24 protein-coding genes are annotated in these 25,777 nt (G+C 52.6%); 8 read left to right on the forward strand and 16 right to left on the reverse strand.

Features of this window, described 5'->3' with window-relative positions; all coding sequences use genetic code 11:
- The first annotated feature begins 47 nt into the window (after positions 1-47).
- Positions 48-1,316, forward strand: coding sequence for an MDR family MFS transporter (locus ABD920_RS19185; protein ID WP_345161262.1), 1,269 nt, complete (start codon positions 48-50; stop codon positions 1,314-1,316).
- A gap of 545 nt (positions 1,317-1,861) precedes the next feature.
- Positions 1,862-2,524: a GAF domain-containing protein gene (locus ABD920_RS19190; protein ID WP_345161264.1), complete on the forward strand. Its 663-nt coding sequence runs from the start codon at positions 1,862-1,864 to the stop codon at positions 2,522-2,524.
- A 230-nt stretch (positions 2,525-2,754) separates the two neighbouring features.
- Here ABD920_RS19190 and ABD920_RS19195 read toward each other — a convergent pair whose 3' ends face one another.
- The 7 genes from ABD920_RS19195 to metG form a co-directional block, all read right to left on the reverse strand.
- Complete coding sequence (locus ABD920_RS19195) at positions 2,755-3,333, reverse strand: O-methyltransferase (RefSeq protein ID WP_345161266.1); 579 nt, start codon at positions 3,331-3,333, stop codon at positions 2,755-2,757.
- A 140-nt stretch (positions 3,334-3,473) separates the two neighbouring features.
- Positions 3,474-5,000: a glycosyltransferase family 39 protein gene (locus ABD920_RS19200; RefSeq protein WP_345161268.1), complete on the reverse strand. Its 1,527-nt coding sequence runs from the start codon at positions 4,998-5,000 to the stop codon at positions 3,474-3,476.
- Positions 5,001-5,126: 126 nt separating this feature from the next.
- Positions 5,127-5,621, reverse strand: coding sequence for a putative quinol monooxygenase (locus ABD920_RS19205; protein ID WP_345161270.1), 495 nt, complete (start codon positions 5,619-5,621; stop codon positions 5,127-5,129).
- 77 nt (positions 5,622-5,698) lie between these two features.
- Entirely contained in the window at positions 5,699-6,196 is a 498-nt protein-coding gene (locus ABD920_RS19210) for a hypothetical protein (RefSeq protein WP_345161272.1), read from the reverse strand.
- A gap of 72 nt (positions 6,197-6,268) precedes the next feature.
- Positions 6,269-6,574, reverse strand: a complete 306-nt coding sequence (locus tag ABD920_RS19215; protein ID WP_345161274.1) for a type II toxin-antitoxin system RelE/ParE family toxin — start codon at positions 6,572-6,574, stop codon at positions 6,269-6,271.
- A complete protein-coding gene (locus ABD920_RS19220) occupies positions 6,556-6,792 on the reverse strand; it encodes a hypothetical protein (protein ID WP_345161276.1) in 237 nt (78 codons plus the stop codon). The genes ABD920_RS19215 and ABD920_RS19220 overlap by 19 nt, the downstream gene beginning before the upstream one ends.
- A 257-nt stretch (positions 6,793-7,049) precedes the next feature.
- Complete coding sequence (metG, locus tag ABD920_RS19225; protein WP_345161278.1) at positions 7,050-9,089, reverse strand: methionine--tRNA ligase; 2,040 nt, start codon at positions 9,087-9,089, stop codon at positions 7,050-7,052.
- A 138-nt stretch (positions 9,090-9,227) separates the two neighbouring features.
- Between metG and ABD920_RS19230 the strand changes: the two genes are divergently transcribed.
- Positions 9,228-9,443: a hypothetical protein gene (locus tag ABD920_RS19230; protein WP_345161280.1), complete on the forward strand. Its 216-nt coding sequence runs from the start codon at positions 9,228-9,230 to the stop codon at positions 9,441-9,443.
- Between the two features lie 67 nt (positions 9,444-9,510).
- On the opposite strand, the gene ABD920_RS19235 is transcribed toward ABD920_RS19230, so the two are convergent.
- The 4 genes from ABD920_RS19235 to msrB form a co-directional block, all read right to left on the reverse strand.
- Positions 9,511-9,855 (reverse strand): hypothetical protein, encoded by a 345-nt coding sequence (locus tag ABD920_RS19235; RefSeq protein WP_345161282.1) that lies wholly within the window; start codon positions 9,853-9,855, stop codon positions 9,511-9,513.
- Positions 9,856-10,091: 236 nt separating this feature from the next.
- Positions 10,092-10,358: a hypothetical protein gene (locus ABD920_RS19240; RefSeq protein WP_345161283.1), complete on the reverse strand. Its 267-nt coding sequence runs from the start codon at positions 10,356-10,358 to the stop codon at positions 10,092-10,094.
- A gap of 130 nt (positions 10,359-10,488) precedes the next feature.
- Positions 10,489-11,265, reverse strand: coding sequence for a DUF3050 domain-containing protein (locus ABD920_RS19245; protein ID WP_345161284.1), 777 nt, complete (start codon positions 11,263-11,265; stop codon positions 10,489-10,491).
- A gap of 164 nt (positions 11,266-11,429) precedes the next feature.
- Positions 11,430-11,978, reverse strand: a complete 549-nt coding sequence (gene msrB / locus ABD920_RS19250; protein ID WP_345161286.1) for a peptide-methionine (R)-S-oxide reductase MsrB — start codon at positions 11,976-11,978, stop codon at positions 11,430-11,432.
- A 214-nt stretch (positions 11,979-12,192) separates the two neighbouring features.
- Here msrB and typA point away from each other — a divergent pair, with 214 nt between their 5' ends.
- From typA to ABD920_RS19270, 4 genes are all read left to right on the forward strand, one after another.
- Positions 12,193-13,998, forward strand: a complete 1,806-nt coding sequence (typA, locus tag ABD920_RS19255; RefSeq protein WP_345161288.1) for a translational GTPase TypA — start codon at positions 12,193-12,195, stop codon at positions 13,996-13,998.
- A gap of 258 nt (positions 13,999-14,256) precedes the next feature.
- Positions 14,257-16,593 (forward strand): TonB-dependent receptor, encoded by a 2,337-nt coding sequence (locus ABD920_RS19260; RefSeq protein WP_345161290.1) that lies wholly within the window; start codon positions 14,257-14,259, stop codon positions 16,591-16,593.
- Between the two features lie 4 nt (positions 16,594-16,597).
- Complete coding sequence (locus ABD920_RS19265) at positions 16,598-17,698, forward strand: PepSY-associated TM helix domain-containing protein (protein WP_345161292.1); 1,101 nt, start codon at positions 16,598-16,600, stop codon at positions 17,696-17,698.
- Between the two features lie 233 nt (positions 17,699-17,931).
- The gene (locus tag ABD920_RS19270) at positions 17,932-19,524 is read left to right on the forward strand and encodes a hypothetical protein (RefSeq protein ID WP_345161294.1); all 1,593 of its coding nucleotides are present in this window, start codon (positions 17,932-17,934) and stop codon (positions 19,522-19,524) included.
- A 167-nt stretch (positions 19,525-19,691) separates the two neighbouring features.
- On the opposite strand, the gene ABD920_RS19275 is transcribed toward ABD920_RS19270, so the two are convergent.
- The 5 genes from ABD920_RS19275 to ABD920_RS19295 form a co-directional block, all read right to left on the reverse strand.
- Entirely contained in the window at positions 19,692-19,967 is a 276-nt protein-coding gene (locus ABD920_RS19275) for a hypothetical protein (RefSeq protein WP_345161296.1), read from the reverse strand.
- A gap of 103 nt (positions 19,968-20,070) precedes the next feature.
- Positions 20,071-20,823, reverse strand: coding sequence for an SDR family NAD(P)-dependent oxidoreductase (locus ABD920_RS19280; protein ID WP_345161298.1), 753 nt, complete (start codon positions 20,821-20,823; stop codon positions 20,071-20,073).
- A 7-nt stretch (positions 20,824-20,830) separates the two neighbouring features.
- Positions 20,831-21,598, reverse strand: coding sequence for a type IX secretion/gliding motility protein PorT/SprT (gene porT / locus ABD920_RS19285; RefSeq protein WP_345161300.1), 768 nt, complete (start codon positions 21,596-21,598; stop codon positions 20,831-20,833).
- A complete protein-coding gene (gene ubiE, locus ABD920_RS19290; protein ID WP_345161302.1) occupies positions 21,547-22,269 on the reverse strand; it encodes a bifunctional demethylmenaquinone methyltransferase/2-methoxy-6-polyprenyl-1,4-benzoquinol methylase UbiE in 723 nt (240 codons plus the stop codon). Before ubiE ends, porT begins: the two co-directional genes overlap by 52 nt.
- A 147-nt stretch (positions 22,270-22,416) precedes the next feature.
- Positions 22,417-24,378: an OmpA family protein gene (locus ABD920_RS19295; RefSeq protein WP_345161304.1), complete on the reverse strand. Its 1,962-nt coding sequence runs from the start codon at positions 24,376-24,378 to the stop codon at positions 22,417-22,419.
- A gap of 729 nt (positions 24,379-25,107) precedes the next feature.
- On the opposite strand from ABD920_RS19295, the gene yihA reads away from it, so the two are divergent.
- Positions 25,108-25,713: a ribosome biogenesis GTP-binding protein YihA/YsxC gene (yihA, locus tag ABD920_RS19300; protein ID WP_345161306.1), complete on the forward strand. Its 606-nt coding sequence runs from the start codon at positions 25,108-25,110 to the stop codon at positions 25,711-25,713.
- The last annotated feature ends 64 nt before the right edge of the window (positions 25,714-25,777 follow it).

Here is a 25,777-nt window from a genome sequence, read left to right on the forward strand (position 1 = left end):
GCTATAAATAGTCGGGCCGCAGCCTTTCGCATCATTTATATATACCCATGAAGCGCATCCTCCTCCTCTACCGCAACGCCTTCGGCGGCCTCTCAAAGCCCGCCTGGATGATGTCTGTGGTGATGCTGATTAACCGCAGCGGCTCGATGGTGACGCCTTTCCTGAGCCTGTACGTGACGGATATGCTGGGCTATAGCCTGCGCGAGGCCGGTATTATCCTGAGTATATATGGCATGGGCTCGGTGTGCGGTTCTTTTCTGGGCGGATGGCTGACCGACCGTATCGGGCATTTTAAGGTGCAGTTCGTGAGCCTCACCCTGGGCGGAAGCCTGTACTTCCTGCTGCTCAACCTGCGGCAGTTCGAGTACCTGGCGGCCGGGGTGTTTATCCTCAGCCTCGTGAACGACTGCCTGCGCCCCGCCAACTCCGCCTCTATCGCGCATTACGCCAAACCCGAGAACATGACGCGTGCTTTCTCGCTGAACCGCATGGCCATTAACCTCGGCTTCTCGGTGGGTCCGGCGGTGGGCGGTCTGCTGGCGGCGCTCTCGTACCGCTGGCTTTTTGTGGCCGATGGCCTTACCTGTATCGCAGCGGGTATATTCTTTTTCCTGTACTTCCGCAACCAGCAGGGCCACCGGCCGCCGCCAAAGCAGCAGGCGACGCTTACCGTCCCCGCTGCAGCTGTGCGCTCCCCTTACCGCGACGGGTATTTCCTGCTGTTCGTGCTGTTGTGCTGCAGCTACGCCGTCATGTTTTTCCAGCTGTTCTCCACCATGCCCCTGTACTGGCGGCGGGAATATGACCTGCCGGAAAGCCAGATTGGGCTGCTGATGGCCCTGAACGGGATGATCGTGTTTTTGCTGGAGATGGTGCTGGTGTACCTGATCGGCGAGCGCATTAAAAAGCAGGTGCTCATCGCAACCGGGCTCCTTTTCCTGGGGGTGTCTTTTGTGCTGCTCAATATGACGCAACACCTGAGCGTGCTGTATTTCTCGATGCTGCTTCTCAGTATCTCCGAGATTTTCGCGATGCCGTTTATGGCCACCATCACCGTGGAGCGCTCCAACACCGTAAACCGCGGCGCCTATATGGGCCTCTACACCATCTCCTACGCCGCGGCGCACGTCATCGCGCCGTTTGTGGGCACCACCATCATCTCCGTCTATAGCTTCGCCACGCTCTGGTGGGCTACCGGCATCCTGGCAGTGCTGACAGCGGCTGGCTTCTACTGGGTGGTGCAAAAGATAGAGGGGCAAAGGCGGCAGTTACAGCAAATCGATGAGACAGACAATATGGAACTGACTACTGCCTGACACCAGCCATCAGCGGAGGCGTATATATAACTTATTTGCGATATATAAATCTGCTGCGTGAATACCTGCCCCTCTCAAGAGGGGAATAAAATTCCGTTTGTGAGAAATTCCCCTCCCCGGAGGGGCGGGGGTGGGTCATGTTTCGACTTTGTAAGTATATCGCAAATGGGTTATCTAGTCGCATATATCCTCGCTCCTTCCAATGTCGGTTTGAGGGAGCAGGCAATCGTAGGTGCTCCACAAACTCATCGTACTGCAAAGGCAGCGTGGTTTCTGATGACCAATTGAAACAGATTCATTCTCCTGCCAGTAACCAAATTTCAAAGTATGTTCTATAGGCAGAAAACCGAAATCAAGGGCCTTCTGAAATAGCATTTCATATAATGAATGCCTTATTAATAAGCCGTTTACAGGTTACTTTCTTCTTATATATCCCTATCTTTACTCTGTATCCCGGTTTCTTTAGGGGATAGGTGCACGCCAAAGGAAATCGTTTTACATTGAGCTGCTAACCCTACGTCATGATTTATCCAACCTGAACGTTTATGAGCCAGAAGTATACAGAAGAAGAGAGACAAAAGGTATTGAGGCGCTACGAAATTCTGGACACCCCAGAAGACGGGAGTTGGGACCGGCTGACCCGGCTGGCGGCTAAAGTTTTTAACATGCCGATTGCCGTGGTAAGTTTGGTGGACACGGATAGAGTCTGGTTTAAATCCCGTTGCGGCTTAGATGTGCGGGAGGTTGGCACTGAGTCGGGTTTATGCACCTCGGCGATACTCTCAGATGATATTTATATCGTGGAGAACGCCATTGAAGACCCCCGCACCCTCACAAACCCGCTGGTTGTCTCTGATTTCGGGCTAAGGTTTTACGCGGCCGTCCCCCTGAAGACAATGGACGGGTATAACATCGGAACCTTCGCCATCATCGACCAAAAGCAGCGGTACCTGACAGAGGCACAACAAGAGACGCTGAAAGAGCTGGCAGGCATTGCCATGGACGAGATTGAGCTGCGACTGGCTGCACGCAGGTCTGCGAAAAAAGTAAACCAACTACTGGATGACGCCAAATCTCACCTCCAGGACACCATTGCCGAAATTGCGAAGCTCCCGTTAGCTGAAAAAAGCACCCCGGTGCTGCAACTGGCCGATTCCTCCAGGGAAATTGTGCAGCATATTCAGGAGCATTTAAATGAGCAGGCCTGACAGCATGTACCTATATATAAAATGGCTGCAACAGTTGCTGTTGCAGCCATTTTCTTTTACCAGTGCTGCGCATATCAACTGGAGCAGCTTTGGGAGTCTATTGTTATCCGGCCTGTATCCCATATCTTCCGAATGCGTTGCGGGGCAACACGCAGCATATATAACTGCTCTTCCTCTTATGAGATTGAGATAGGAATCTCAAGGATACGCGTGAGGGCGCGGGAGGCCATTTATTTTTTAACGGCAACGATTATCCCCGTTGCCCATAGCTGCTTGGTCAGCACCAGATCCTCCCTTGATTCTAAGTAGCCGATCAGCTTGTCCGCTTTTTCATGATGCCCCTCAGGCCAGTTGGGCTGCGGCAGCATATCATCGATGATGTAAAGACCGCCTTTGTTCAGCATAGCCAACACCTCGTCTAAAAGCAGGTACTTGCCGTGCCATGTGTCGGCGAATATATAATCGAACCTCTGCTGCTTGTTTTGCGCCACCCACTCGCCACCGTCTGTGCACACCAACTCCAAACGACTGTCATCACCCAGGTATCGCTGTGCGATTTCTAAACACTGCTGGTCATTGTCTATGGAAAGCAGGGTAGAATCCTCATCCATTCCATCCAGGATCCAAGCGGTGGAAAGCCCCGTGCCCGTGCCCAGCTCCAGGAATCTGCTCGCGGGCTTTGAAGCGGCCAGCGTGCGCAGCAGCGAGCAGGTGAGCACATCGGAGGCCATCGTGAAGCCGGAGCGCCTGGTGGCTTCCGCTATGCTGCCGTAAGCCGGCGGGAACGGCTGGTTTATTTCTTCTGTCATGGGGTATCTGGAGGCTGGTTAAACAGTTTTATATATGGCTGGCGGCGGTTTAAATTACTGCTGGCGCCTGCGCCATCATTCACCCTTGGCCCGTGCCGAAAGCTTAGAATTGCTGCCTCGCCGCATTAAAGGTAGATGCCTTATTCGACAGCGAGTTTCACTTCCGCCACTTCTTTTTTTAGCCTGGCGTTGATGTCCACTTTGGCACCTGCAAAGGAGAAAATGGTGGTGCCATGCTCCCGAGCGAAGGGGTTTGTGATGGAATCTGCCATGCTGGAGTTCTGGAAATAGGGGCTTGTCTCTGCCAGCTCGCTTTCCCTTTCTTCAAGCTCTTTGACGCGAATCAGGTTCGAATAGGGTTTGTCCAAATCAAACCAATCGATGTAATCGGCATTAAAAGAAACGGCTCTGATACCATTTCTTGTGTAGTAGTTAATCGCCCCTGCCTGCCCGTAATTGTCGCAGAGCACCAGCGTTTTGCCCGGGTCGGGAAGGCCCGCATATACCTTGTCCACTTTCCGGGCCAGTTCCTGCCATCCCAGCATGTCGGCGTTGTCCTGCGGTAATGGGTGGTCCTTGCCGTCTTCCCAGCGCAGCAGGCCCAACGCCTGGTACTTCTGTTGGTTTTGGAGGATATAGGCAGGGCTTTTATTCAGGAAAACAAAGTTGTACATCGGGATAAATAACAACACAGGCAGCAAGACGGCTACCGGCTGCAAAAACCTTTTCCAGCCGGACTTCAACAGATCGCCCAAAAACACCGCCCCGAAGGCGATGTATATGGGGTACAAGCCGATGGCATAGTAATCTTTTGCCCTGAGGTATATAAACACGAGCAGCGTGAAGCAAAAGGCCCAGAAAAAAAGCCGGTACTTCTGGAAAGGCCTGTAAACCAAAAGGGCATACAGGCCAGCGACGATCACGAACAGCGACCCTATATAAAAGAGCAACTGGGATCTTCCAAACCCCCACCGGTCTACATGCACCAGTTGCGTTTCCGAAAGGGCTTGCATATGATGTATGACGGGAAAGCCGTGGAGGTATTGCCATACCAGGTTGGGAAGCACCAGCAGCAGCCCGGCTAACACGGCGAGGTAAAAGGATTTGCTGACAAAGAGCGTACGGTAGCGCGTGAGCAGGAGCGCGGGCAGCAGCCCGATGAGCAGAAACGCGATGTTGTACTTATTTAGAAATCCGATGGCAAACACTACAGCCCCAACATAGAGCCACTTCGGGCTTTCTGAGTTTATATACTTGATGACCACCAGGTACAGGGTCGCCCAGCATAAGACATCCAGGGAGTTCGGCTGGAAGAGTAAATTCAGCCTTAGCAGCACTGAGAACAGGACGCCGGCAGCCCCCAGCATCAGGGCAAATAAGTTACCTTTTAGTTCTACAATCGTCTTCCAGACCACCACGATGGTCAAAGCCCCAAAGAGCGCCGGGAAAAACTTGACCCAGAACACATCGTTGCCCAGCAGCTTGATGACAAAAGCAATCCAGGAAGTAACAGGAGGCACGGACAGGTATCCCCAGGCCAGGTGATTTGCCTGGTCCAGGTGCAGGTATTCATCCCGGTGCAAGTCATATGCGAGGCTTATCAGAACATACTGCAGGATGAACTTCAGCAGTACAAAGCCCAGTAAGATGATCGTCTTTTTTGCCATCCGGGGTTGTCGTTTGATTCGGGGCTAACGGCCTCGTAATAGCGGCTGCGGCTCCTTCGGCCGATACAGGCGTTTACACAATGTTAACGGCAGGATTCATTTGCTTACAAAATCCTTAATTTTTATTTACTCTTTCATTTTAGAAAATATCTTAGGCATTGTTTCTGCGTCGATCGCTTCCATATCAACAAGTCGTAATGAATTTATCATTTTAAGAGTGGTGGTTTTATATTTCTGAAAGTGCGGAGTTTTCAGATGTGATTCGTATGCTTCCCGGTTAGCGTACACTTCCAGGATTCTAATCTGAGTTGGGTTGTCCTTCTGGTACATGGGGTAAATAGAAATGACACCCGGCTCCAACCTAACGGAAGCTTCAGCTTCTTCTTTGAGTATGGAATTATATGCTTCAAGATAATTAGAATCTACTTCTATTTCAGAGATACGAATCATCATGTCATTCCTTTGGAGATTTGTTACTGCTTGTTTCTGATTAACACACGAAATAAGCAGCGGTATGATTGTAAAAGCTACAAAAGCTACTTTTAGAAATTGCATATTGATTCTTAATCGCTTGCTACTGTTCATTTGTCTGTTTTCAATGCCGCTAACGGCTTCGTACATGAGGTGAGCAAAGCGTAGACAAAGCGTTACTCATGTGCTTTGTTAGCGGAATCTTTTCTACTTTATTCTTTTGCTATTCAATAGCAGCAAGAATGAGTTTTATACTCTCTTAGCCTGCTTCTGTACCAGAATGGAAGCATGTATAAGATAAAAGTAAATATTGTCCACCCAAGCGCTACTACAATATAAGTATTGATGCTTGTATCTATGATGAAGGCAAAGGCTGTCCAAATAGTCAAGAAGCTTAAGAACAAGCAGACAGTAAGTATATATCTATCATTATAAGGTACTATCTCCCCTTCTACTTTTGTACAAGAAGAATTTTCCCCTTTAACTAAATGCATAGATATCTTACCCATTCCCCTGAAAGGATTAAGCATTTTAGGCTTGACATCAATGACTAAGCTCTCATTAGAAAGAGTAATTTCTCTAAAGTCAATTGGATTGCTGCTAAGGAAATTAAACAAGCCTCTTCTTTTACTCTTTTCAGTTACTATAAATTCAATCACTCTGGTTTGAGGATGCTGTATCTCTGCTGTGAATGGCTCATGAAATCGTTTGAAAACCTTCTTCATAATTTAGAGTTACCGCTAACGGTTAGTACAGGCTGCGAGCGAGGCGTAGCCGAGTATGGAGCCTGTGCAGGGTTAGGGCAGGTACTTTTTCAGTTCATCTGGATTTCTTCTGGAGTCCCAGATTATTAATATTAATATTTCTTCTTCTTTCAGTTCGTAGAAGATGGAAAAAGTGCCTTTGATCAGAACACGCACTTCTGAGTCAGAAGTCTTGATTCCTAAGAAATTGTTGGATTGAAGCTTTTCTATAATATTAAAAATCTGGTCAGCCAGTTTTCGACTATAAGTATTGCTCCCATTTCTTTCGTTGTAGAATTCTAAAGTTGCTTTAAAATCAAGGCGAGCTTCTTTAGACCAGACTATGCGCTTTTTAGCCATGAATCAATATCTCGCTTTACTTCTTCCTGTGAATAGGTTTCACCATTAACGTATTGCCGCCTTGCCTTAGTTATTTTCTCTTGCTCGAATTGGCTAAGGCTATATTGGTCAACTTCAACTTTAGCGTCTGTGAGTACTTTGAGAGCATTTAAAAAAGCTTCATCGTTTATTGATTGGATACGCTGGATGAGTATATTCTTTAGTTTATTAGCTTCCATAAATTATATAAGATTGCTTGCTTAAATTTACTTAATATAAGTTTAAGAAGTTTAAGATTTTTTCAATCCATTTGTATCCGCCCTAACTTGCAGATATACCGAATTAATTCCGTTTAGCCACCCAATATAGCCGGATAAACGGAACTGAACTAACGAATATACTATATATAATCATTAGAATTTAGAATCTGCTGAACAAAAAAAGAGGCGCAACTTTGCCAGTTGCGCCTCTTGCTATATAGGATATAATACAGCTTTTAACTTACCCCGCCCCCATTCACGATCTGCTTGCTGGGCTGCACAAAGGCCAGGGAGCCGTCGGCGTTCTCGGCCATCAGGATCATACCCTGGCTGGTGATGCCTTTGATATCGCGCGGGGCCAGGTTTACCAGGATGCTGACCTGCTGCCCGATGATCTTCTCCGGGTCAAAGAACTCCGCAATGCCGCTCACCACGGTGCGCTGGTCAATACCAGTGTCGATCTTCAGCTTCAGGAGCTTTTTGGTCTTGGCTACTTTCTCGGCCTCCAGGATGGTGCCGATGCGGATGTCCATCTTCGAGAAGTCCTCGAACGAGATGTTTTCTTTGGCTGGCTCCGCTACGGCGTTGGCTATTTCGTTGGCCTTCTTCGTGTCGAGCAGCTTCTGCACCTGCGCCTCCACGGCGGCGTCCTCTATCTTCTCGAACAGCAGGGCAGGCGTTCCGATCACATGCCCCACGGGCAGCAGGTCGGCGGCACCGGCCTCGGCCCACTTGCCCACCGGCTTGTTCAGCATGTCGCTCAGCTTTTGGGCTGAAGCAGGCAGAAACGGCTCCATCAGGATGTTGAGGCTGGCCGAAACCTGCAGCGCGATGTTCAGCACGGTTTTCACGCGCTCGGCATCTGTCTTGATCAGTTTCCACGGCTCGGTGTCGGCAAGGTACTTGTTGCCCAGGCGCGCCAGGTTCATCAGCTCGCTCAGCGCCTCTCGAAATCGGTACCGCTCGATCAGCTCCGCGATTATGGTTGGGTATTTCGCCAGCTGCTCCAGCGCCTCCCGGTCAATATCCTGCAGCTCGCCACGGGCAGGCACGGCGCCGTCGTAATATTTCTGCGTGAGCACCACCGCGCGGTTGATGAAGTTCCCCAGTATGGCCAGTAGCTCGTTGTTGTTGCGGGCCTGGTAATCTTTCCAGGTGAAGTCGTTGTCCTTCGTCTCGGGGGCGTTGGCGGCCAGCACGTAGCGCAGCACGTCGCCTTTGCCGGCGAAGTCGTGCAGGTACTCGTGCAGCCACACGGCCCAGTTTCGGGAGGTGGAGATCTTGTCGCCCTCCAGGTTCAAAAACTCGTTGGCGGGCACGTTGTCGGGCAGTATATAGTCGCCGTGCGCCTTCAGCATGGCCGGGAAGATGATACAGTGGAACACGATGTTGTCTTTGCCGATAAAGTGCACCAGCTTTGTCTCCTCGTCTTTCCAGTATTTCTCCCACTCGTCGGTCAGCGCCTTGGTCGCGGATATATAGCCGATGGGCGCATCGAACCACACGTAGAGCACTTTGCCCTCGGCGCCTTCCACGGGCACTGGCACACCCCAGTCGAGGTCGCGGGTAACGGCGCGCGGCTGCAGGCCTTGGTCAATCCACGATTTGCACTGGCCATATACGTTGGGCTTCCAGTCGTTCTTGTGCCCTTCCACGATCCACTCGCGCAGCCACGGCTCGTACTCGTTCAGGGGCAGGTACCAATGCTTGGTTTCGCGCATTACGGGCTTCAGGCCGCTCAGGGTGCTCTTCGGGTTGATCAGGTCTGTCGCGTTGAGGGAGGTGCCGCAGTTCTCGCACTGGTCGCCGTAAGCGTTCTCGTTGCCGCACTTGGGGCAGGTGCCCACAATGTAGCGGTCGGCCAGGAACTGCTGCGCCTTCTCATCGTAGTACTGCTGCGTGGTCTGCTCAATGAACTTGCCGTCGTTGTAGAGCTTCAGGAAGAAGTCGGAAGCAGTCTCGGCGTGCACCTCCGAAGACGTGCGGTGGTAGATATCGAACGACACGTTGAAGTCCTCGAACGACTGCTTGATGAGCTCGTGGTACTTGTCTACGGCCTGCTGCGGGGTGATGCCTTCTTTCTTCGCCCGGATGGTGATCGGCACGCCATGCTCATCGGAGCCGCACACGAATTTCACATCGCGCTCCTGCGAGCGCAGGTAGCGCACATAAATATCGGCGGGCAGGTACACGCCTGCCAAATGGCCGATGTGCACAGGGCCATTGGCGTAAGGCAAGGCCGCCGTTACGGTATATCGTTTTGGTGTTGCTGTCATGTCTGGTCTAAAATACAAATATACAAATAGCGCGCGTAATGCACCGCCACCTGGTCGCGAATGGCAAAATCAGGGCTGTGGCCTGACCTGCCCCGCTTTTTTCCGTAAGACAAACCATCACCTACCCGATACAGAATCATGAAGAACAAAGATAATTTCAGAACGCGAAAGGACGAAGACAGCAGTTTGGGCGAGCAGGGCAAGCAGGAGGAGGTAAAAAAGAACCCGGCTCCCAAAAAAACTGACCGGGAATCTGAAAACACCCCACCCGACCATGAAGTGTACGTGGACCTTGAGCCCGACGAGCTGCACCTGGGAGACGAGGAAGTGGACGATGCCCGGGGGAAAAAATAAAGAACACCCCCAAAACACAGCGGCCCCCGGTATATATAAACCGGGGGCCGCTGTGCATATAAAGCTCCTACTCTTTTACCCGGATCGGCGGAACTTTGGGGCTGATGGGCCAGTAGATGTTGTGCCTAGCCGAGTCGACGGGCGCGTAAGGCAGCTGGCGCGGGCGCAACGCATTAGGCGTGGTGGCAGGCCCGTTCCGGTCGAACTCCTCTATGTTGCGTTTGCGGTTAATCTCGCTGGCTACCCCGCCCATCTGCCGGCCCAGTGTGCCTTCAGGGCCCGGCCGCAGCGTCACCCGCTCGTTCACCACCACATCTTCCGGCAGGCTCTCCTGCCCCTCCGACAGCGATGTGCAGCCGACGACGGCACCCAACATCACTGCTCCGATCATATATAAATTATATCGCTCCATTGCTTTATCACGCTAAATTGCTACCTGCTCCCCTCCTTCTTTCGGAAAGCCTCCCTCCTTTTATACGGGCAAAAAGCATGATCCGGAGAAAAAAGAGCCTAATAGCCGCTTCGGAGGGTAGAAATTACTGAAATACAGTAGCTAACAGCATTAATTAAAAAGAGGCAGACGTTTGATCGCCTGCCTCTTTTTATATGCTTACAACTCCAGTGTGTGGGCCTGGGAGCCGTGAATTGCTATGCCTCCTCGTTATAGATGCGGTTATGCCCCACCTGTGTCAGCATCAGGCCGTCCGGGGCCGGATTTATATATCCTTCTTTGGCCAGATGATGCTCGGCCTCCTTCTGCACGTCTTTATACCGCGGGTAGCGCTCCTGCAGATACGGGTACAGCTGCTGGTACGTCAGCACGTTCCCCTCCCGCACGTCCATCTCTTTGAAGGCTTCTATAATGCACTGGGCCGCGTTTTCTATATTATCTGCTTCTGAATGTAATTCTACCATCGTTCTGTGTCTTTTGGTTTGAGATTAAAGTACGGCTGCCGCTGTGTGATTGTTAATTGTTAGTTGATGATTGTTCGTTGTTTTCAATCATGGAGAGCTCCAATCATCAATCAACAACCAGCAACTAGCCTCACGCCTCCGAAGGCAGGAGGCTCCGGATACCGTCCCAGAGCCCAATGCGCTGTTCGATGCAGTCCTGGGCTACCTCCAGTGCCTCCTGCCACTTCTCGTCATCGTCGCCGCACAGTTCTGCCACCATTTGCAGCGTCAGCGGCGTGTGCACCTCCTCGTCCAACTGCACGTGGCGGTCAAGGTAGTAAATAAACGTGTCCAGCTTACCGGGGAAACGCTCGCTCAGGTCCTCGATCAGGTGCCGGAACATGCCCGGAATCAGGTCTTCGCGGCCAAAGGTGAAGGCGGCAGCCACGGCATGCGGCTTACCGGAGTTGATCACGCTGAACGTGTTCCGGACAAAGTACTTCACACTCGCATCGATCCGGACCTTATCGAGGGCGTTGTTCACGCTTTTGCCTTCGCTGATGCTTTGCAGCAGTTGCTCGATCAGGCTTTTGTCGGCCCCCGCTTCGTCCATGGCGCGCAGGTAAAGCTCAAAATGGCTTACCGGCCGGCCTTCCGGGTCCAGGTCGGTTTCCTCCTCCAGCACAAACTCGTTTATCAGGCGGCGGGTACTGGGGCTGCCTACCGGCATCCAAGGCAACGTAATACAGGTCTGGTCGCGCTGCAGGGCCTTCAGCAGACTCATAAAATCCCAGACAGCAAACACGTGGTGCTCCATAAACAGCTTCAGGTCATCCATCGTCTCCAGCGACTGGTACACGTTGTGGCGGAGCAAACGCTGCCGGTGCCCTGTAAGCGCCTGTTGCAGCGCCTCTATGCGGTTATTCATATTGTTTGCGTTAGGGGTTCCTGTATGCTATGCCCGTGGCCTCCTGCCTGGGCACGGGCATTATACGGTTGATTCTATATATGATATAAAAATGACTGTTGCCGGACAGGCACGACACATCCGGCAACAGTCAAAGTCTAAACGGTGGTTAGTCCGTTCAGTTCTTATTTCTTCACGAATTTAAGGGCAGCGGAGTTCAGGCAGTAGCGAAGGCCTGTTGGCTCGGGGCCGTCCGGGAACACATGGCCGATGTGTGAGCCGCACCGGGCGCACTCTACTTCTGTCCGCACCATGCCCATGGTTCGGTCTTCCACCTCTTTCACGCGCTTCTCCGATATGGGCGCGTAAAAGCTTGGCCAGCCGGTGCCTGAGTCAAATTTGGTCTGGGATGTGAACATGGGGTTGCCACAGGCGGCGCAGTTATATACACCGCGCTTTTTGTTGTCGTTGTACTCGTTCTTAAAAGCCCGCTCGGTACCCTCCTCGCGCAGCACATAATATTGCTCCGGGGTAAGCAGCTTTCGCCACTCCGCCTCCGTTTTCACCACGGTGTCACCGAGCGCCTGTTCGTTCAGTTCTTTCACCACCTCTGCTGGCAAGGGCTCGTTGCCGGTGCCGGCGGTGGTGGGCGCGCGCTCCGCAGCGCTTTCCTGCTGCGCACAGGCGCTCAGGTGCAGCACGCCGGTCAGTAAGATAAAATAGATTGCTTTCATATGGTATAGATACGGGGCAAACGCGCGGACGGCTTTTGCCCTTTGAATTATATAACAGCTTAAGAAACAAACTTCAAGCCAATTATGTTTGCTCATTGACTGGCGCTCCAACCGGCCTCAGCGATTTATTTACACCCATAACCTGTTTATTTCGAGCTGCATACTAAAACTGTAAAGGCTTTTTAGTACTTTTGCGGTTCGAAAAACCAATTCAATGCAGAACATTCGAAATATTGCGATCATCGCACACGTAGACCACGGCAAAACCACGCTCGTAGACAAGATCATCCACGCATCCAAGCTTTTCTCGGAGCACCAGCATTTTGACGACCTCATCCTGGACAGCAATGACCTGGAGCGGGAGCGCGGCATCACGATCGTTTCAAAAAACGTGTCGGTTCGTTACAAAGACGTTAAGATCAACATCATAGACACTCCCGGTCACGCCGACTTCGGCGGTGAGGTAGAGCGCGTGCTGAAGATGGCCGACGGCGTGCTCCTGCTGGTGGACGCCTTTGAAGGCGCCATGCCACAGACACGATTCGTGTTGGGAAAAGCCATCCAGCTCGGCCTCAAGCCGATTGTGGTGGTAAACAAGGTGGACAAAGAGAACTGCCGCCCCGACGAGGTGCATGAGCAGGTATTTGACCTGATGTTTAACCTGGATGCCTCAGAAGACCAGCTTGATTTCGTAACCCTTTACGGATCGTCCAAGCAAGGCTGGATGAGCACCGACTGGAACAAGCCGACCGATAACATCACGCCGCTTCTGGACGCCATCATCGACGTGATTCCCCCGGCCCCGTACCTGGAGGGAAGCCCACAGATGCAAATCACCTCGCTTGACTACTCTTCCTTCGTTGGGCGTATCGCAATCGGGCGCGTGCACCGCGGCACCCTGAAAGAAGGCATGCCGATCACCTTGTGCAAGGCCGACGGCTCTTTCAAAAAAGGCAAGATCGCCGAACTGCAGATCTTTGAGGGACTAGGCAGAAAGAGCGTTCCTGAGGTATCAGCCGGCGAAATATGCGCGGTAACAGGCATCGAGGGATTTGACATCGGCGATACGATTGCTGACATCAACAACCCGGAGCCCCTGAAGCGCATCTCCATAGATGAGCCGACCATGAACATGCTCTTCACGATCAACAACTCTCCTTTCTTCGGAAAAGAGGGCAAGTTCGTGACATCGCGCCACCTGCGCGACCGCTTGTTCAAGGAAACAGAGAAAAACCTGGCGCTGCGTGTGCAGGAGACAGACCGTGAAGATACTTTCCTGGTATTCGGACGCGGCATCCTGCACTTGTCAGTACTGATCGAGACCATGCGCCGCGAAGGCTATGAGCTGCAGGTAGGCCAGCCGCAGGTTATATATAAAGAGATTGACGGTGTGCGTTGCGAGCCAATCGAGCACATGGTAGTGGACGTGCCGGAAGAGACAGCCGGAAAGGTGATTGAACTGGTAACGCAGCGCAAAGGCGAACTCACCATCATGGAGCCGAAGGGAGACCTGCAGCACCTCGAGTTCAACATCCCTGCGCGCGGCCTGATCGGGTTGCGTAACAACATCCTGACTGCCACTGCCGGTGAGGCCATCATGAACCACCGCTTCAGCCAGTACGAGCCTTACAAGGGCACTATACCGGGCCGCATTAACGGCTCTATCATCTCGATGGAGACAGGACCGGGCACCGCTTATTCAATTGATAAGCTGCAGGACCGCGGTACGTTTTTCGTTGATCCGGGTGTTGAAGTATATATGGGCCAGGTAATCGGGGAGCATAGCCGACAGAACGACATCACGGTGAACATCCAGAAGGGCAAGAAGCTGACGAACATGCGTGCTTCCGGCTCTGACAACAACGTAAAGATCGCCCCTGCCAAGAACTTCTCATTGGAAGAAGCCATGGAGTACATTCAGAAAGACGAGTACCTGGAGGTAACGCCGAAGAACGTCCGCATGCGCAAGATCTACCTCGACGAGAACGAGCGTAACCGCAACTCCAGAGCAGACGTGTAAGCAGATTTTTTTCTTACCAGCGGAAGCCCGCCTGTAGTTTTACAGGCGGGCTTCCTGTTTATATACAGGTATAAGAGCTAGTGCTACATCGAAAATTCACCTCACATTTCCTGTAGCCTGCCTATTGCCAGGCTACAGTTGTGTTCGGGAAACGGGATTAGTTCCATTATTTAGAATAATTTTAAATAGAGCTTGTATGGCAGCAGGTCGTGCACTACTTTTGCACTGTATAGAATTGTTCTAAATAACGAAACACGCATGCAAAAGCATTTACTTCTGATCCTGTTTTTTCTTTCTGCAACCATAACCATGGCACAGGAGCAGTTTAGAGTCGTCTCTGGCACAGTGACGGACAAAAAAGGACAACCACTTGAGATGCTCACGGTAGCCTTAGAGGGCACGCCGCTCGGAACCAATACCAATGCCATGGGCTATTTTGAAATCACAGGCATCAAATCAGGCACCTATACCTTACGCGTGGGAGGTGTCGGCTACGGTGCTTTGCAGCAGCCACTGGATCTGACCAGCGGCAATGCAACGTTAAACCTCAGCCTCAGCCAGAGCCAGCAAGTCCTGCGGGAAGTCATTGTCTCTGCCGGCCGCACGCCGGAGGCCCTGGACGAAACGCCTGCCTCCGTCTACGTGCTCGATTCGCGTGCACTGCAGCTCCAGTCACAGATTACCACCAATATCTCCAACATTCTGGCACAGACCGTTCCAGGCTTCGCCATCAACAGCAACACCACCAGCAACGTGGGCCAGACCTTGCGCGGCCGCAACGTGCTCATCATGGTAGACGGTATTCCGCAGTCCACGCCGCTGCGTAACGGCAGCCGCGACGTCCGCACCATCGACCCCGCCGCCATTGAGCGCGTGGAGGTGGTGAAAGGCGCCACAGCCATATATGGCAACGGGGCCGACGGTGGTCTGATCAACTACATCACAAAAAAGGCAGACGCAAGCAAGCCATTCAGCGCGTCTACTTCTCTTGCCGGCACGGGCATGCTCTTTAACAGCGACAACACCCTCGGGGGCCGTGTTTCACAGCAGTTCTCCGGAAAGGTAAACAACTTCGACTATGTGGCCAGCGGCACTTACGAGAAAACAGGCGTGTTTAAAGATGGTGAGGGCGACGTGATTTCTCCCGTGTATGGTCTCGGCGAAACCAAAATGTACAATGGCTTCGGTAAGTTAGGCTACAACTTCAGCGAGAAGCACCGGGTAGAGGCTATGTACAACTACTTCGGTAGCGGCCAGAACTCTGCTTATGTGGAGCAGCTCGGCACCTATGGCGAGACACCCACGACGGGTGTGAAAGGGGAGCATCTGGGAAAAGACGAAGGCACCCGCTACAACCACAACGCGCAGGCGCGTTACGTTGGCAAAAACCTGTTCCTGAACACGGACCTGGAGCTGAGTACTTACCTGCAGAGCTTCTATACCGTGTATGGCTGGACCTCTTACTTCGAGAATGGCGGGCAGTCTACCATCAAATCGAATAAAAAAGGCATCAGGCTAAGCCTGAACACACCCTTTGAACTGGGCTTGGCGAAGGCTAACCTGACCTACGGCGTGGATTACCTGAATGACGTTACGTCGCAACCGCTGGTGGATGGCCGCACCTGGGTGCCGGAAATGGACCTGAAGAACGCGGCTCCTTACGCACAACTTAACCTGAACCTGAACCAGGACTTCATATTCAAGGCGGGCTACCGTTATGACAACGTGAAAGTAGGCGTTGAAGACTTCCAGCAACTGGTGCTGGCGAGCGGCGCCGGCGGGGAGTATGTGGAAGGCGGCACGCTGAAGTTCGACGCCCATACGTTTAACGTTGGCCTGCGCTACACAGGGATGGAGGCATTCAAACCATTCATAAGCTACTCACAGGGCTTCTCGATGATTGACGTGGGCCGTTATGTGCGTGGGGCCAAAGAGAACTTTATCTCGCAGATGGACCTGGAGCCGGTGATCGTGAATAATTATGAGGCGGGCTTCCACAGCAAGCTGGGCATCGTCTCCTTTAGCGGCGCTTACTTTATCAGCACGTCTAAACTGGGTGCCAACCTGAAAGCAAATGCGGACGGCGTGTACGAGATCGAACGCGCCCCGGAGCGTGTGCAGGGCGTGGAGGCCCTTGTGGACGTGTTTGTTTCAGATAAAATCACGTTTGGCGCCAATGTGGCCTACAGCGAGGGCAAGGCAGACATCAACAACAACAGCGCGTATTCTGATCAGGAAGACACCTACCTGACGGGCCTGCGCATCCCGCCGATTAAAATTACCTCTTACCTGAATGTGAAGCCTGTGGAGAAACTGAACCTGAACCTGCAGTGGATCTACTCCGGCGAGCGTGACCGTTTTGAACAGAATGAAAAAGGAGGCTATAGCTCCGGCGAAGGCCCGGTAAAAGCATTCGACATCTTTAACCTGGCAGCCTCTTACCAGGCCACTGACAAGCTGAGCCTGAATCTGGGTGTAGAAAACCTCCTCGACAAAGCCTATTACCTGCCACAGGCCTACTGGTATGGTCGGGATGATAACTTCACAAGGGCAAACGGGGCGCGCTTCCAGTTAGGGTTGTCTTATAACTGGTAGCATTTTGAAGAAGCGCACGAAACGTACCTTCTCCCTCCACCATTGGTGTGGGCTGATAGCCGGGATTTTCATCCTGGCTATCAGCCTTTCAGGCGCTGTGCTCGTTTTCCATGACGACATTGATGCAGCCATATATGCCGAGGAGTCGCAGCTGAGCACGCCTGCCCACGCCCTGCGCATCGACAGGTCATTTGGGTGGGTGCGCCACGAAAACCCGGGGTGGGACATCCGGATACAGGCCCTGCCCGAAGCACCTGACCAGGCGTTGCTATATGAGTTGCGCCAGGGGCAGCTCCGGAAGTGGCTGTTTGTGCACCCCGAGACGGGGGCAGAGGTGGCGACAGTGCCACAGGCCCACAACCGCCTCGTTTATATCCTGCTAAACCTGCACTACAACCTGCTGGCGGGCACCCCGGGGAAGGTGGCGGTGCTGCTGACGGGGCTCGCGCTGCTGCTGCTCACCGTCACCGGCTTCCTGCTTTACCGCAAGTCTATCCTGAAGGTGATCACCTTCCGGCAAACCATCTCCCGGAAGAGCCGACGCAGCCTTTTCTCCAGCCTGCACCGGGTGGTAGGCGTATGGGCGCTGGTGTTTAACCTGCTCATGTGCGTTACAGGCATTTCCCTGGCCATCACGGTTGTGAACGCTGCGCTGAAAGGCGGAACGGCAGCCATACAGGTGCCCCGGGTGCCTATCTCCGTGGATAAAGCCATACAGGAAATTGAGGCTTCTTACCCCGGCTTCGAAGTAACTTACCTGCGCTTTCCGGTGAGTGAAGAGGGAAAGCTGCAGTTAAGGGGCCGCTTCAAGACTGACCCGGCTTATTACGGCACCCTCTACAGCACTGTGCAGGTTAATTATAAGACGGGCAGTGTTGAGGGCGTAGACTTTCTGCGGGAGCACCCCTGGCACGAGCGCGTGCTCACCATACTCCACCCATTGCACTTTGGCGACTACGCCGGGCTTTTCGTCAAAATCCTGTACTGCGTGGGCGGGTTGATGCCCGGCCTCCTTTCCATTTCCGGCTTCGTGCTCTGGTACATCCGCAGAAAGCAGTTCCCGGTAAAAAGGCCGCAGGCAAAAAGAGTTAGAGCCATCGGGTAAAGCACCACCGCTTTCGTGCTATCCGCAGCGCTGCCTCCTGCAGGCGTGGTGGATACTGATAGGTATATATAAAGCATGCGTACCATTACTTTGCTGCGCGGATCCCTTCGCCTTGGTTAAACAGGCCTTTGCCCTATATACTTAGGTTTCTCACAAAAATTTAAGCTTCAGAACCAGGGTGAAAACATTATAGCAGATTTACGTTAATAGAGACGTAATATCGCAACCCCTATATGAATAAGCGCCCTTTACAAGGCTTACTTGTATTACTCCTTCTTTTCTCTTCTGGCTGTGCCCGTAAAAACTTCTTCGCCAACACCCCTGTTGTAGACCCGGCTGTGTACGAGCAGTTGAAAAATGCGCCCGAGACCGTGGATAGTGTCACGATCAAAGCCGGTAAACACTATAAGCGGGGCTTCCTGCACCGCGTTTTGTGGGGTACGCACTACCGCCCCGTGTGGAACGCCCCGGTTACGGTGCCCGTGCTGGACCTGGATACCGTGCAGGGCGGCCTCAAGTTTGAGGATTTAGGCGGGGGCTTCCAAACCACCAGCATGACGCTGGCGGACTCCACCGGCTTTACGTATGCCCTGCGCTCCCTCGACAAGGACCCGGTGAGCGTTGTCCCCAAAGTATGGCAAAAAACATTCGTCGCGAATGTGCTGCGCGACCAGATCTCCGCCATCAACCCGTATGCTGCCCTCACAGTGGCGCCCATGGCACAGGCTGCGGGAATCCCTCATTCTACGCCTCGGCTGTTCTACGTGCATCCTGCCGATAGCGCCTTCGGCAAACACACCGCGCGCTTCAGCGACCATGTCTATATGCTGGAGGAGAAGTTCGACGATGAAAACACCATTACTCCGCTCCTGGGCGATGCGGTGGATATAGACGGATCGGGCACAGTGCTCAACAACCGCTACGGGCAGGACAATGTTTTTATTGACCAACTTGCCTTCGGCAAAGCCCGCCTCTTCGACCTGCTGATCCACGATTGGGACCGCCACGAGGGGCAGTGGGAATGGGCGCAATACAAAGAAAAAGGGAACCGCATTTACAGGCCCATCCCAAAGGACCGCGACAATGTTTATTACCGCTTTCAGGACGGCATTATCCCCTGGCTCTTCAGCCGCAACTGGGGCATCCGCAAGTTCGAGTCCTTTGATGATGAGTTTAATGACGTATATGCCCTCACCGTCAACTCTGAATTTATTGACAAGCGCGCGCTGTCTGAGCTGACACGGCAACAGTTCGACTCGCTGGCAAAGGTGCTGCAGACGGCCATTACCGACGAGGTGATAGAGAAAGCGGTACGTCAGTTCCCGGATTCGGTATATGAACTGGTGGGAGAAACCACCAAGCGCAAACTTATTAACCGCCGCAACACTCTGCCTGCAGCCGCCGAAGAGTTTTACGAGATATTGGCAAAAGAAGTACTGGTAACAGGAACTGACCTGGAGGATGCGTTCGAGGTAAAGCGCCTGAACGACCAGGAGACCGAGGTAACCATGCGGCGCAAGTCTGACGACAGAATTACGTACCACCGGATCTTCTACCGCTCCGAAACCGACCTCATCACCCTGCACGGACTGGCCGGCGACGATGAGTTTGAAATCAGCGGCAAGGTCGGCAAAGGCATTAAAGTGAAAATCGTGGGCGGTCGTGGCGAAGATGAGATAAAAGACACCTCAGAGGTGGGAGGCTGGGGCAAGAAAACCTGGGTATATGACACCAAACGGGGAACTGAGTTAGAGGCAGGCCCGGATACGAAAGATAAACGCACAAGTGACGTACGCGTGCACGCCTTCGACAGGGAAGGCTTCTGATGCAGTTCCACCCAAGCGCGTACAATAGACCTGAAGTAAGCCATATATGCCCAGCGCTTGGTAGTGTGTCACTCCATGGTATAACCGCGCCCAGCGGCGCTAAAAACGAGAAGGTCGAAACCATGCGCGGTTTCGACCTTCTCGTTTTATTTTACTCGTATCAGCTTCTATTCATTTGCCTTGCTTTTAGAAGCCTGACCTCCGCCACTGTCCCCGCTCCCTGCACGGCTCTCATCTTTATCCTTTGCGTTCCAGGCCCCTTGCCCCTGTTGCTGCGAGGCAGTCGCCTTCGTGCCATCCGTCCCCAGGTCTACCGCACCTTTATAGTTGGCTTCGTTTGAGTACTCGTCCGGCATGGGTTGCGGGTTTGCGTTTCTGGGGGGCTTGTTGCTTTCCTGCCCGCTTTCATTCTTCTTGTTCTTCGGATCCTTTTCGTTTGCCATAGCGCTATAGATGTTTTGAATTGCTTGTGGTACCTGCATTTGTTACAGGCTTCACCCTATCAGGTACGCAGCCATGGCCTCCGAGTTCCATATATGCAGGGTGCTACTGCTGCCTGTGCACGACAGTGGCTGATGCCTGGGCCGTAGGCAGCACCAGCACTTCCGCGATGTTCACGTGGGCAGGCCTTGTCACGATAAAGGCGATAAGTTCTGCAATGTCCTGTGCCTGCAGCGCAGCAATGCCTTTGTATACCGACGCCGCCCGTTCTTTGTCGCCTTTGAAGCGGACTTCGGAGAACTCCGTCTCCACCAGCCCCGGGGCTACCTCTGACACGCGTATGCCCTCCTGCACCAGGTCCATGCGCATGCCCTGTGTAATGGCGTCCACGGCAAACTTGGATGCACTGTACACATTTCCGTTCGGGTATACTTCCTTGCCCGCAATAGAGCCGACATTCACGATATGGCCTTTCCGCTGCTGCAGCATCAGCGGCAACACGGCTTTAGTTACATATAGCAGGCCTTTCACATTGATGTCGATCATGGCATCCCAATCCTCCACCGCACCGCTTTGTATAGGGGCCATGCCATGCGCGTTGCCCGCATTGTTCACCAGCACCTCTACCTGCCGCCACGCCTCAGGCAGGGAGTCTATGGCCTGCTGCACGGCGCCTTTGTCGCGCACATCAAATTGAAGGGTGTATACCGGCACTACGGTCAGTTCCTGCTGCAGCTCTTCCAGTCGGTCCCCCCGGCGGCCGGTGGCGATAATCCGGAACCCCTTCCTGGCCAGCTCGAACGCAGTGGCACGGCCTATGCCAGAAGTGGCCCCGGTTACTAATGCTATCTTAGACATATATTATCTATTCAAAGAAAAAGATCAGAGAGACATTGTGGTTCGTCAGCTTCTGAATATACCCGCTGTACGTACTGCCTGCCACTGGTTTGTGCACGTTTACCAGCCCATGCGAAAAGCGCAGCTCCGGGGCAAATTTGAAATACGGGTAGAAAATATCCACCCCGATGCCGTATTCCAGCGCCAGGTCGTAATCCTTGACTTCAAGGGCTATTTCCTGCTGGGTTTTCCCGTTGTTGCCTTTTCCTAAATCGATCCCGGCCTTCACACCGGCTACCATATAGGGCCTGATGTTATTCCGCCGCTTCGCTTTATACTTTAGCAGGAGGGGCAGTTCGATCATGGTGTTGCTAACCGTCTCTTTCATTGAAGGAGATGTTTCCACGCCGGTCTCAACATTATCAAAAACGAGGGTACGGCCATAAAAGCCAACACCGGGCACGAAGCGGGCATCCAGGTACTCCGCCAGGCGCACGTTCAGCACCAGCCCGGTATAAAAACCCAGGTCGCTCTTGGCGTTAACCGCATCGTTGTTCCCATTTTCAAGCTGATCGGCGTAGGCCTGGGAGTGCTGAAGATTGTAACGGGTAAGCGGCACAGCCAGGTAAAAGCCGTAATGCACCGGCTTTAGATCATAGCCGGGCTTGTTCATGTCCTTGATTTTCTGTTGCGCGCTGGCGGGGGTGCCGCCCGACAGTGCCAACGCCAGCAAACCTGCCAGCGCTATTTTTTGCCTATATAGATAGAGCTGATTCCAAATGTGAGTGAATGCCATTTCGTGCTTCTGAATCCGACTTTTTGGTAAATATTGAGAAAATCCTGCCCGTCCGGGAATACCTGCACCGACTCTGGCAGGTAGGTGTAGGCAGCGTTGTCCTTAGAAACGATCTTACCTACCACTGGTAGTATATTCTTAAAATAAAATTGGTACAGCTGCTTCATCGGGAAACTGCGCGGCTTCGAAAACTCTAGCACAACGGCCGTGCCCCCCGGCTTCAGCACCCGGTACATGTCGGCAAGGCCCTTCTCGAGGTTCTCAAAGTTGCGCACCCCGAATGCCACGGTAATGGCGTCAAAGGTATTGTCCTCAAACGGCAGGTTCTCAGAGTCCCCGTACCTTAGCTCGATTTTATCCGTCAGGCCTTTCCTCATCAGCTTCTCGCGCCCTACGGCCAGCATCCCTTCCGAGATATCCACCCCTATGATCTTGTCGGGGTTCAGGCGCAGTGCCTCGATTGCGAAATCGGCGGTGCCGGTGGCAATGTCCAGTACCAGTTTCGGATTTTCAGGAGCCAGCAGGCTCACTGCTTTCTTCCGCCAGACAATGTCAATGCCTGCGCTCAGGAAGTGGTTCAGAAAGTCGTACTTGCCGGCGATGTTGTTAAACATTGTAGCCACCTGCGACTTCTTATCGTCGTTCTGGTCTTTATAAGGTACTACCGCCATGGGTTGTTTGTAATGTATGGTTCCGGCAAAAATACTTTACCTAAAACTATAATCCACGGTTTATGTTCCAGATTATAAAAAAAGCAGGCTGAGAAATTCTCAGCCTGCTTTTTTTATATATAACAGCGTCAGGTTGGCCTTTGCTGCTTACTGAACGGTCTGGTTTGCGTCGTCCTGGCGGGGCAGCACCTTGAACTCTGTTCTTCGGTTCAGTTGCATGTTCTCCTCCGAGGTGTTCGGCACAGCCGGGCGGCGCTCTCCGTAAGTTACGGTTACCAGGCGCTTCGGCGATATGCCTTTGCCCACCAGGTAATCGTAGGCAGCGTCAGCGCGGTTCTGACCCAGTGTCAGGTTATACTCGTCGGAGGCCCGTGCGTCTGCGTGGCCTTCAATGCTGATGTTAATGTTCGGGTTTGCCTTCATGATCCGGGCAATACTATCCAACTCCTGCGTCGACTCGGGTCGCAGAATGTACTCGTCAGTGTCGAAGTACACAGGCTCCATGGCAAAAGTGCCACCTGCAAGTACACCGGTTGTGTCCACAAACTCAATGTAAAAGTTCTGCGTGATGGCAGTCGTGTCGCTCACTACCACCGGCACCTCTATTTCCTGCGTCTCGATCACCTCACCGTCTCTGGAGAGTTGCACCTGGTATTTTCTACCGGAAAGCACCTGCACCGCATATGCGCCGGAGTCAGGCTTGGTCACGTCGCGGTAAGAAATCGGGCGTTTGTCAGCCTGCAGGCCGTTGAACACCAACTCAACCCCGGGGATTGGAATACTGTCAGCTTTGGTGAACACCTGGCCGTTCAGTGCAGCATTTCTAATGTAATTGATGGTGTAGATGTCTTTTTCGCCGTAGCCTCCGATGCGGTAGGACGACAGGTACGCATAGCTGCCATCCGGCGCAAGGCGATAGTAGGTATCGTCATCCGGCGTGTTGATGGGTGCACCGAGGTTTTCAGGGCGTCCGCGTCTGTTGGCTACCGAGTCATACCTGGCCGCAAAGATATCATACCCGCCCATGGAGTTATTGCCACGGGAAGAATAGTAAAGCGTACCGTCGCTGGCCAGGAAAGGGCTGTCTTCGTCAAACGGCGTGTTGATGGCTCTGCCCAGGCTTTTAGGTGTTCCCCAGTTTCCGTTGTTGTCGCGCTGGATCATATATAAATCCAGGTCGCCGTTCTCTGAGTAGTGGCTGGTGGAATAGTATAAGGTCTTGCCATCTGGTGTGATATAGGCATCAGACTCGAAGTCGCGGGTGTTCACTTTGTCGCTGATGCTCTTCGGGGCGCCCCAGCTGCCATCAGACTGGCGCTCAGACACCATAATGTCGCCGTTGTTAACGGATTGGTACAGCAGTAACTTAGTGTCATTGTCAAATAACTGGATTGAGGCATCGTGGCCCGGGCTGTTCAGTGCGCCAGACACAATGCGCGGCTTCTCCCACTCATCCTCACCAAGTCGGTTAGTTTCGAAAATATCCTCGAAGTACTCCCCGTCCTGTGCTGCCTTCCCCCCTGTAGAGGCCTCACTGCGCGACGTAAACAACAGGTAGTTGTAGTCGGAGGATATCACCGGGCTGTGCTCCGAGAATGCCGTGTTCACAGTACCGCCCAGGTTCCTCACGAACACATCCTTCGGGTTGGCCACCTCGCGCTTCGCGTTTCTGGCATGCTGAATCAGCTGTGCCACCTCTTCACGGCGATACTCGTTCCGTCTCGGTATTTCCTTCTGGTAGGCCTGAAAATGCTCGATCGCGCTGTCGAAGCGGTAGTTGATATGGTCGACGCGGCCTAACCAGTAATGAAGCTCCTTATCAATGTTGGGCTTAAGCTTCTGGGCACGGTACAGGTAGTCAGCCGCTTTCTCCTTGTCAAATGTCAGGTAACTGATGCCGGCGCGGTAAAGTGCCTGGGCATTATCCGGGTCTTTGGCGAGTACTTCCTCATAAGCGGGAAGCGCTGCCCGGTAATTCTCTTTGTTGAAAAACTTGTTTGCCGTCCGCATTTGCTTTCTGGTGCTTTGCCCCATGGCTGAGGCCGCCAAAAGGCAGGTAAAGACCAGCAGCATTGAAAACCGCGTAAAAGATTTGGCTAGTTGATTCATGTGTAAAAAGGTTTGTTATACTTTCCTTGAGTTTGAGTTGATAAATTTTAGAAGCAGAAACGCCATCTAACAGGTGTGTTTGATTTGATTTTGCTTCTATACGCTTAATATTAAAATTAGTATATTCTGTTTCTCCCTTATCCCAAAATTATTCTTCCGTCCCTGTCGAAGTTCTCCGGGGAGCAATTTCAGTCGAAAGCACTGTATGCCGCCGCATTTACCCTCATTATAATATTACTCACAATTTTTTGAACCAACAAATATATAAAATAATAAATATTTTCAAACTTTTTTATAGTTGCCTCCACTTTCTTTCTCTTGCGGAGCCTGCCAATCTGCAGGCAGACGGTGATGCCCCGCCAAGCCGGTGCAGCGGCTCTGCCAAGAGCATTGCTGTCTTCAGAGCAGGGAAGATAAGTCATTTTGAATGGACGCTCCTATTATTGTGTGGAGAATAGCGCTGATTTTTTGGTGCACGGCATATATAAATCAGGCGAAGGGCATTTTGGTCTAAACCGGCAATCGGATTGACACTCCCTCGCAGCACCAACACCCGCAGCCTCCGCTGGTCAGAGCCGGCAGCCCCGGCGGGTTACATATGGGGAAATAAATGCGTAAATTGCAGCTTTAAGTCATCGGCCGCGCTAAACGCTAAGCTCCAGCCTTTTAAAAGTGCCAGGTATAGCGGCGCGGACCCTGTATGGAAGATATAAACACGACACCAGCAGTATGAATATAAAAGAAGCAAAATTCCTGATGAGCAACACCCGGGTGGAGGACTGCCCTGCCCCGGACAAACCGGAATACGCCTTTATCGGCCGGTCGAACGTGGGCAAGTCATCGCTCATAAATATGCTGACCCACCAGAAGGGGCTGGCCAAGACTTCGGCTGCACCGGGCAAGACGCAGCTTATCAACCATTTTCTCATCAACGACAGCTGGTACCTGGTGGATTTGCCGGGGTATGGCTACGCCCAGGTCAGCAAGAAATCCCGCGAAGACTGGCGGAAGATGATTAACTATTACTTCCAGAAGCGCGAGAACCTGACGTGTGTTTTTGCGCTGATCGACGCGCGCCACGAGCCCCTGAAGCAGGATCTGGATTTTATCAACCACCTCGGAACCTTAGGCGTGCCTTTTGTGCTTGTATTTACAAAACTGGACAAGCAGTCGGCCGCCAAGACAGACTCAACCATAGCAGCTTATCAGCGTAAACTGCGTGAAACCTGGGACGAGCTGCCGCAAATGTTTCGCACCTCCGCTGAGCTGAAGACAGGCCGCGACGAGATTCTGAACTTTATCGAAGAGGTAAACGCGCAGGTTCAGAACCAGTAGCCCCGCCTGTGCCGTAGGTATGCATTTATATTAGGTGCCGGAACACCCCAGTGATGTTGAACTC

This window comes from Pontibacter saemangeumensis (genome assembly GCF_039541895.1).
GTDB lineage: Bacteria > Bacteroidota > Bacteroidia > Cytophagales > Hymenobacteraceae > Pontibacter > Pontibacter saemangeumensis.

Bases quoted from the DNA above. Each gene is read 5' to 3' on its own strand.
- ABD920_RS19185 (WP_345161262.1), top strand. From the start codon at position 48: ATGAAGCGCATCCTCCTCCTCTACCGCAACGCCTTCGGCGGCCTCTCA.
- ABD920_RS19190 (WP_345161264.1), top strand. From the start codon at position 1,862: ATGAGCCAGAAGTATACAGAAGAAGAGAGACAAAAGGTATTGAGGCGC.
- ABD920_RS19195 (WP_345161266.1), bottom strand. From the start codon at position 3,333: ATGACAGAAGAAATAAACCAGCCGTTCCCGCCGGCTTACGGCAGCATA.
- ABD920_RS19200 (WP_345161268.1), bottom strand. From the start codon at position 5,000: ATGGCAAAAAAGACGATCATCTTACTGGGCTTTGTACTGCTGAAGTTC.
- ABD920_RS19205 (WP_345161270.1), bottom strand. From the start codon at position 5,621: ATGTACGAAGCCGTTAGCGGCATTGAAAACAGACAAATGAACAGTAGC.
- ABD920_RS19210 (WP_345161272.1), bottom strand. From the start codon at position 6,196: ATGAAGAAGGTTTTCAAACGATTTCATGAGCCATTCACAGCAGAGATA.
- ABD920_RS19215 (WP_345161274.1), bottom strand. From the start codon at position 6,574: ATGGCTAAAAAGCGCATAGTCTGGTCTAAAGAAGCTCGCCTTGATTTT.
- ABD920_RS19220 (WP_345161276.1), bottom strand. From the start codon at position 6,792: ATGGAAGCTAATAAACTAAAGAATATACTCATCCAGCGTATCCAATCA.
- metG (WP_345161278.1), bottom strand. From the start codon at position 9,089: ATGACAGCAACACCAAAACGATATACCGTAACGGCGGCCTTGCCTTAC.
- ABD920_RS19230 (WP_345161280.1), top strand. From the start codon at position 9,228: ATGAAGAACAAAGATAATTTCAGAACGCGAAAGGACGAAGACAGCAGT.
- ABD920_RS19235 (WP_345161282.1), bottom strand. From the start codon at position 9,855: ATGGAGCGATATAATTTATATATGATCGGAGCAGTGATGTTGGGTGCC.
- ABD920_RS19240 (WP_345161283.1), bottom strand. From the start codon at position 10,358: ATGGTAGAATTACATTCAGAAGCAGATAATATAGAAAACGCGGCCCAG.
- ABD920_RS19245 (WP_345161284.1), bottom strand. From the start codon at position 11,265: ATGAATAACCGCATAGAGGCGCTGCAACAGGCGCTTACAGGGCACCGG.
- msrB (WP_345161286.1), bottom strand. From the start codon at position 11,978: ATGAAAGCAATCTATTTTATCTTACTGACCGGCGTGCTGCACCTGAGC.
- typA (WP_345161288.1), top strand. From the start codon at position 12,193: ATGCAGAACATTCGAAATATTGCGATCATCGCACACGTAGACCACGGC.
- ABD920_RS19260 (WP_345161290.1), top strand. From the start codon at position 14,257: ATGCAAAAGCATTTACTTCTGATCCTGTTTTTTCTTTCTGCAACCATA.
- ABD920_RS19270 (WP_345161294.1), top strand. From the start codon at position 17,932: ATGAATAAGCGCCCTTTACAAGGCTTACTTGTATTACTCCTTCTTTTC.
- ABD920_RS19275 (WP_345161296.1), bottom strand. From the start codon at position 19,967: ATGGCAAACGAAAAGGATCCGAAGAACAAGAAGAATGAAAGCGGGCAG.
- ABD920_RS19280 (WP_345161298.1), bottom strand. From the start codon at position 20,823: ATGTCTAAGATAGCATTAGTAACCGGGGCCACTTCTGGCATAGGCCGT.
- porT (WP_345161300.1), bottom strand. From the start codon at position 21,598: ATGGCATTCACTCACATTTGGAATCAGCTCTATCTATATAGGCAAAAA.
- ubiE (WP_345161302.1), bottom strand. From the start codon at position 22,269: ATGGCGGTAGTACCTTATAAAGACCAGAACGACGATAAGAAGTCGCAG.
- ABD920_RS19295 (WP_345161304.1), bottom strand. From the start codon at position 24,378: ATGAATCAACTAGCCAAATCTTTTACGCGGTTTTCAATGCTGCTGGTC.
- yihA (WP_345161306.1), top strand. From the start codon at position 25,108: ATGAATATAAAAGAAGCAAAATTCCTGATGAGCAACACCCGGGTGGAG.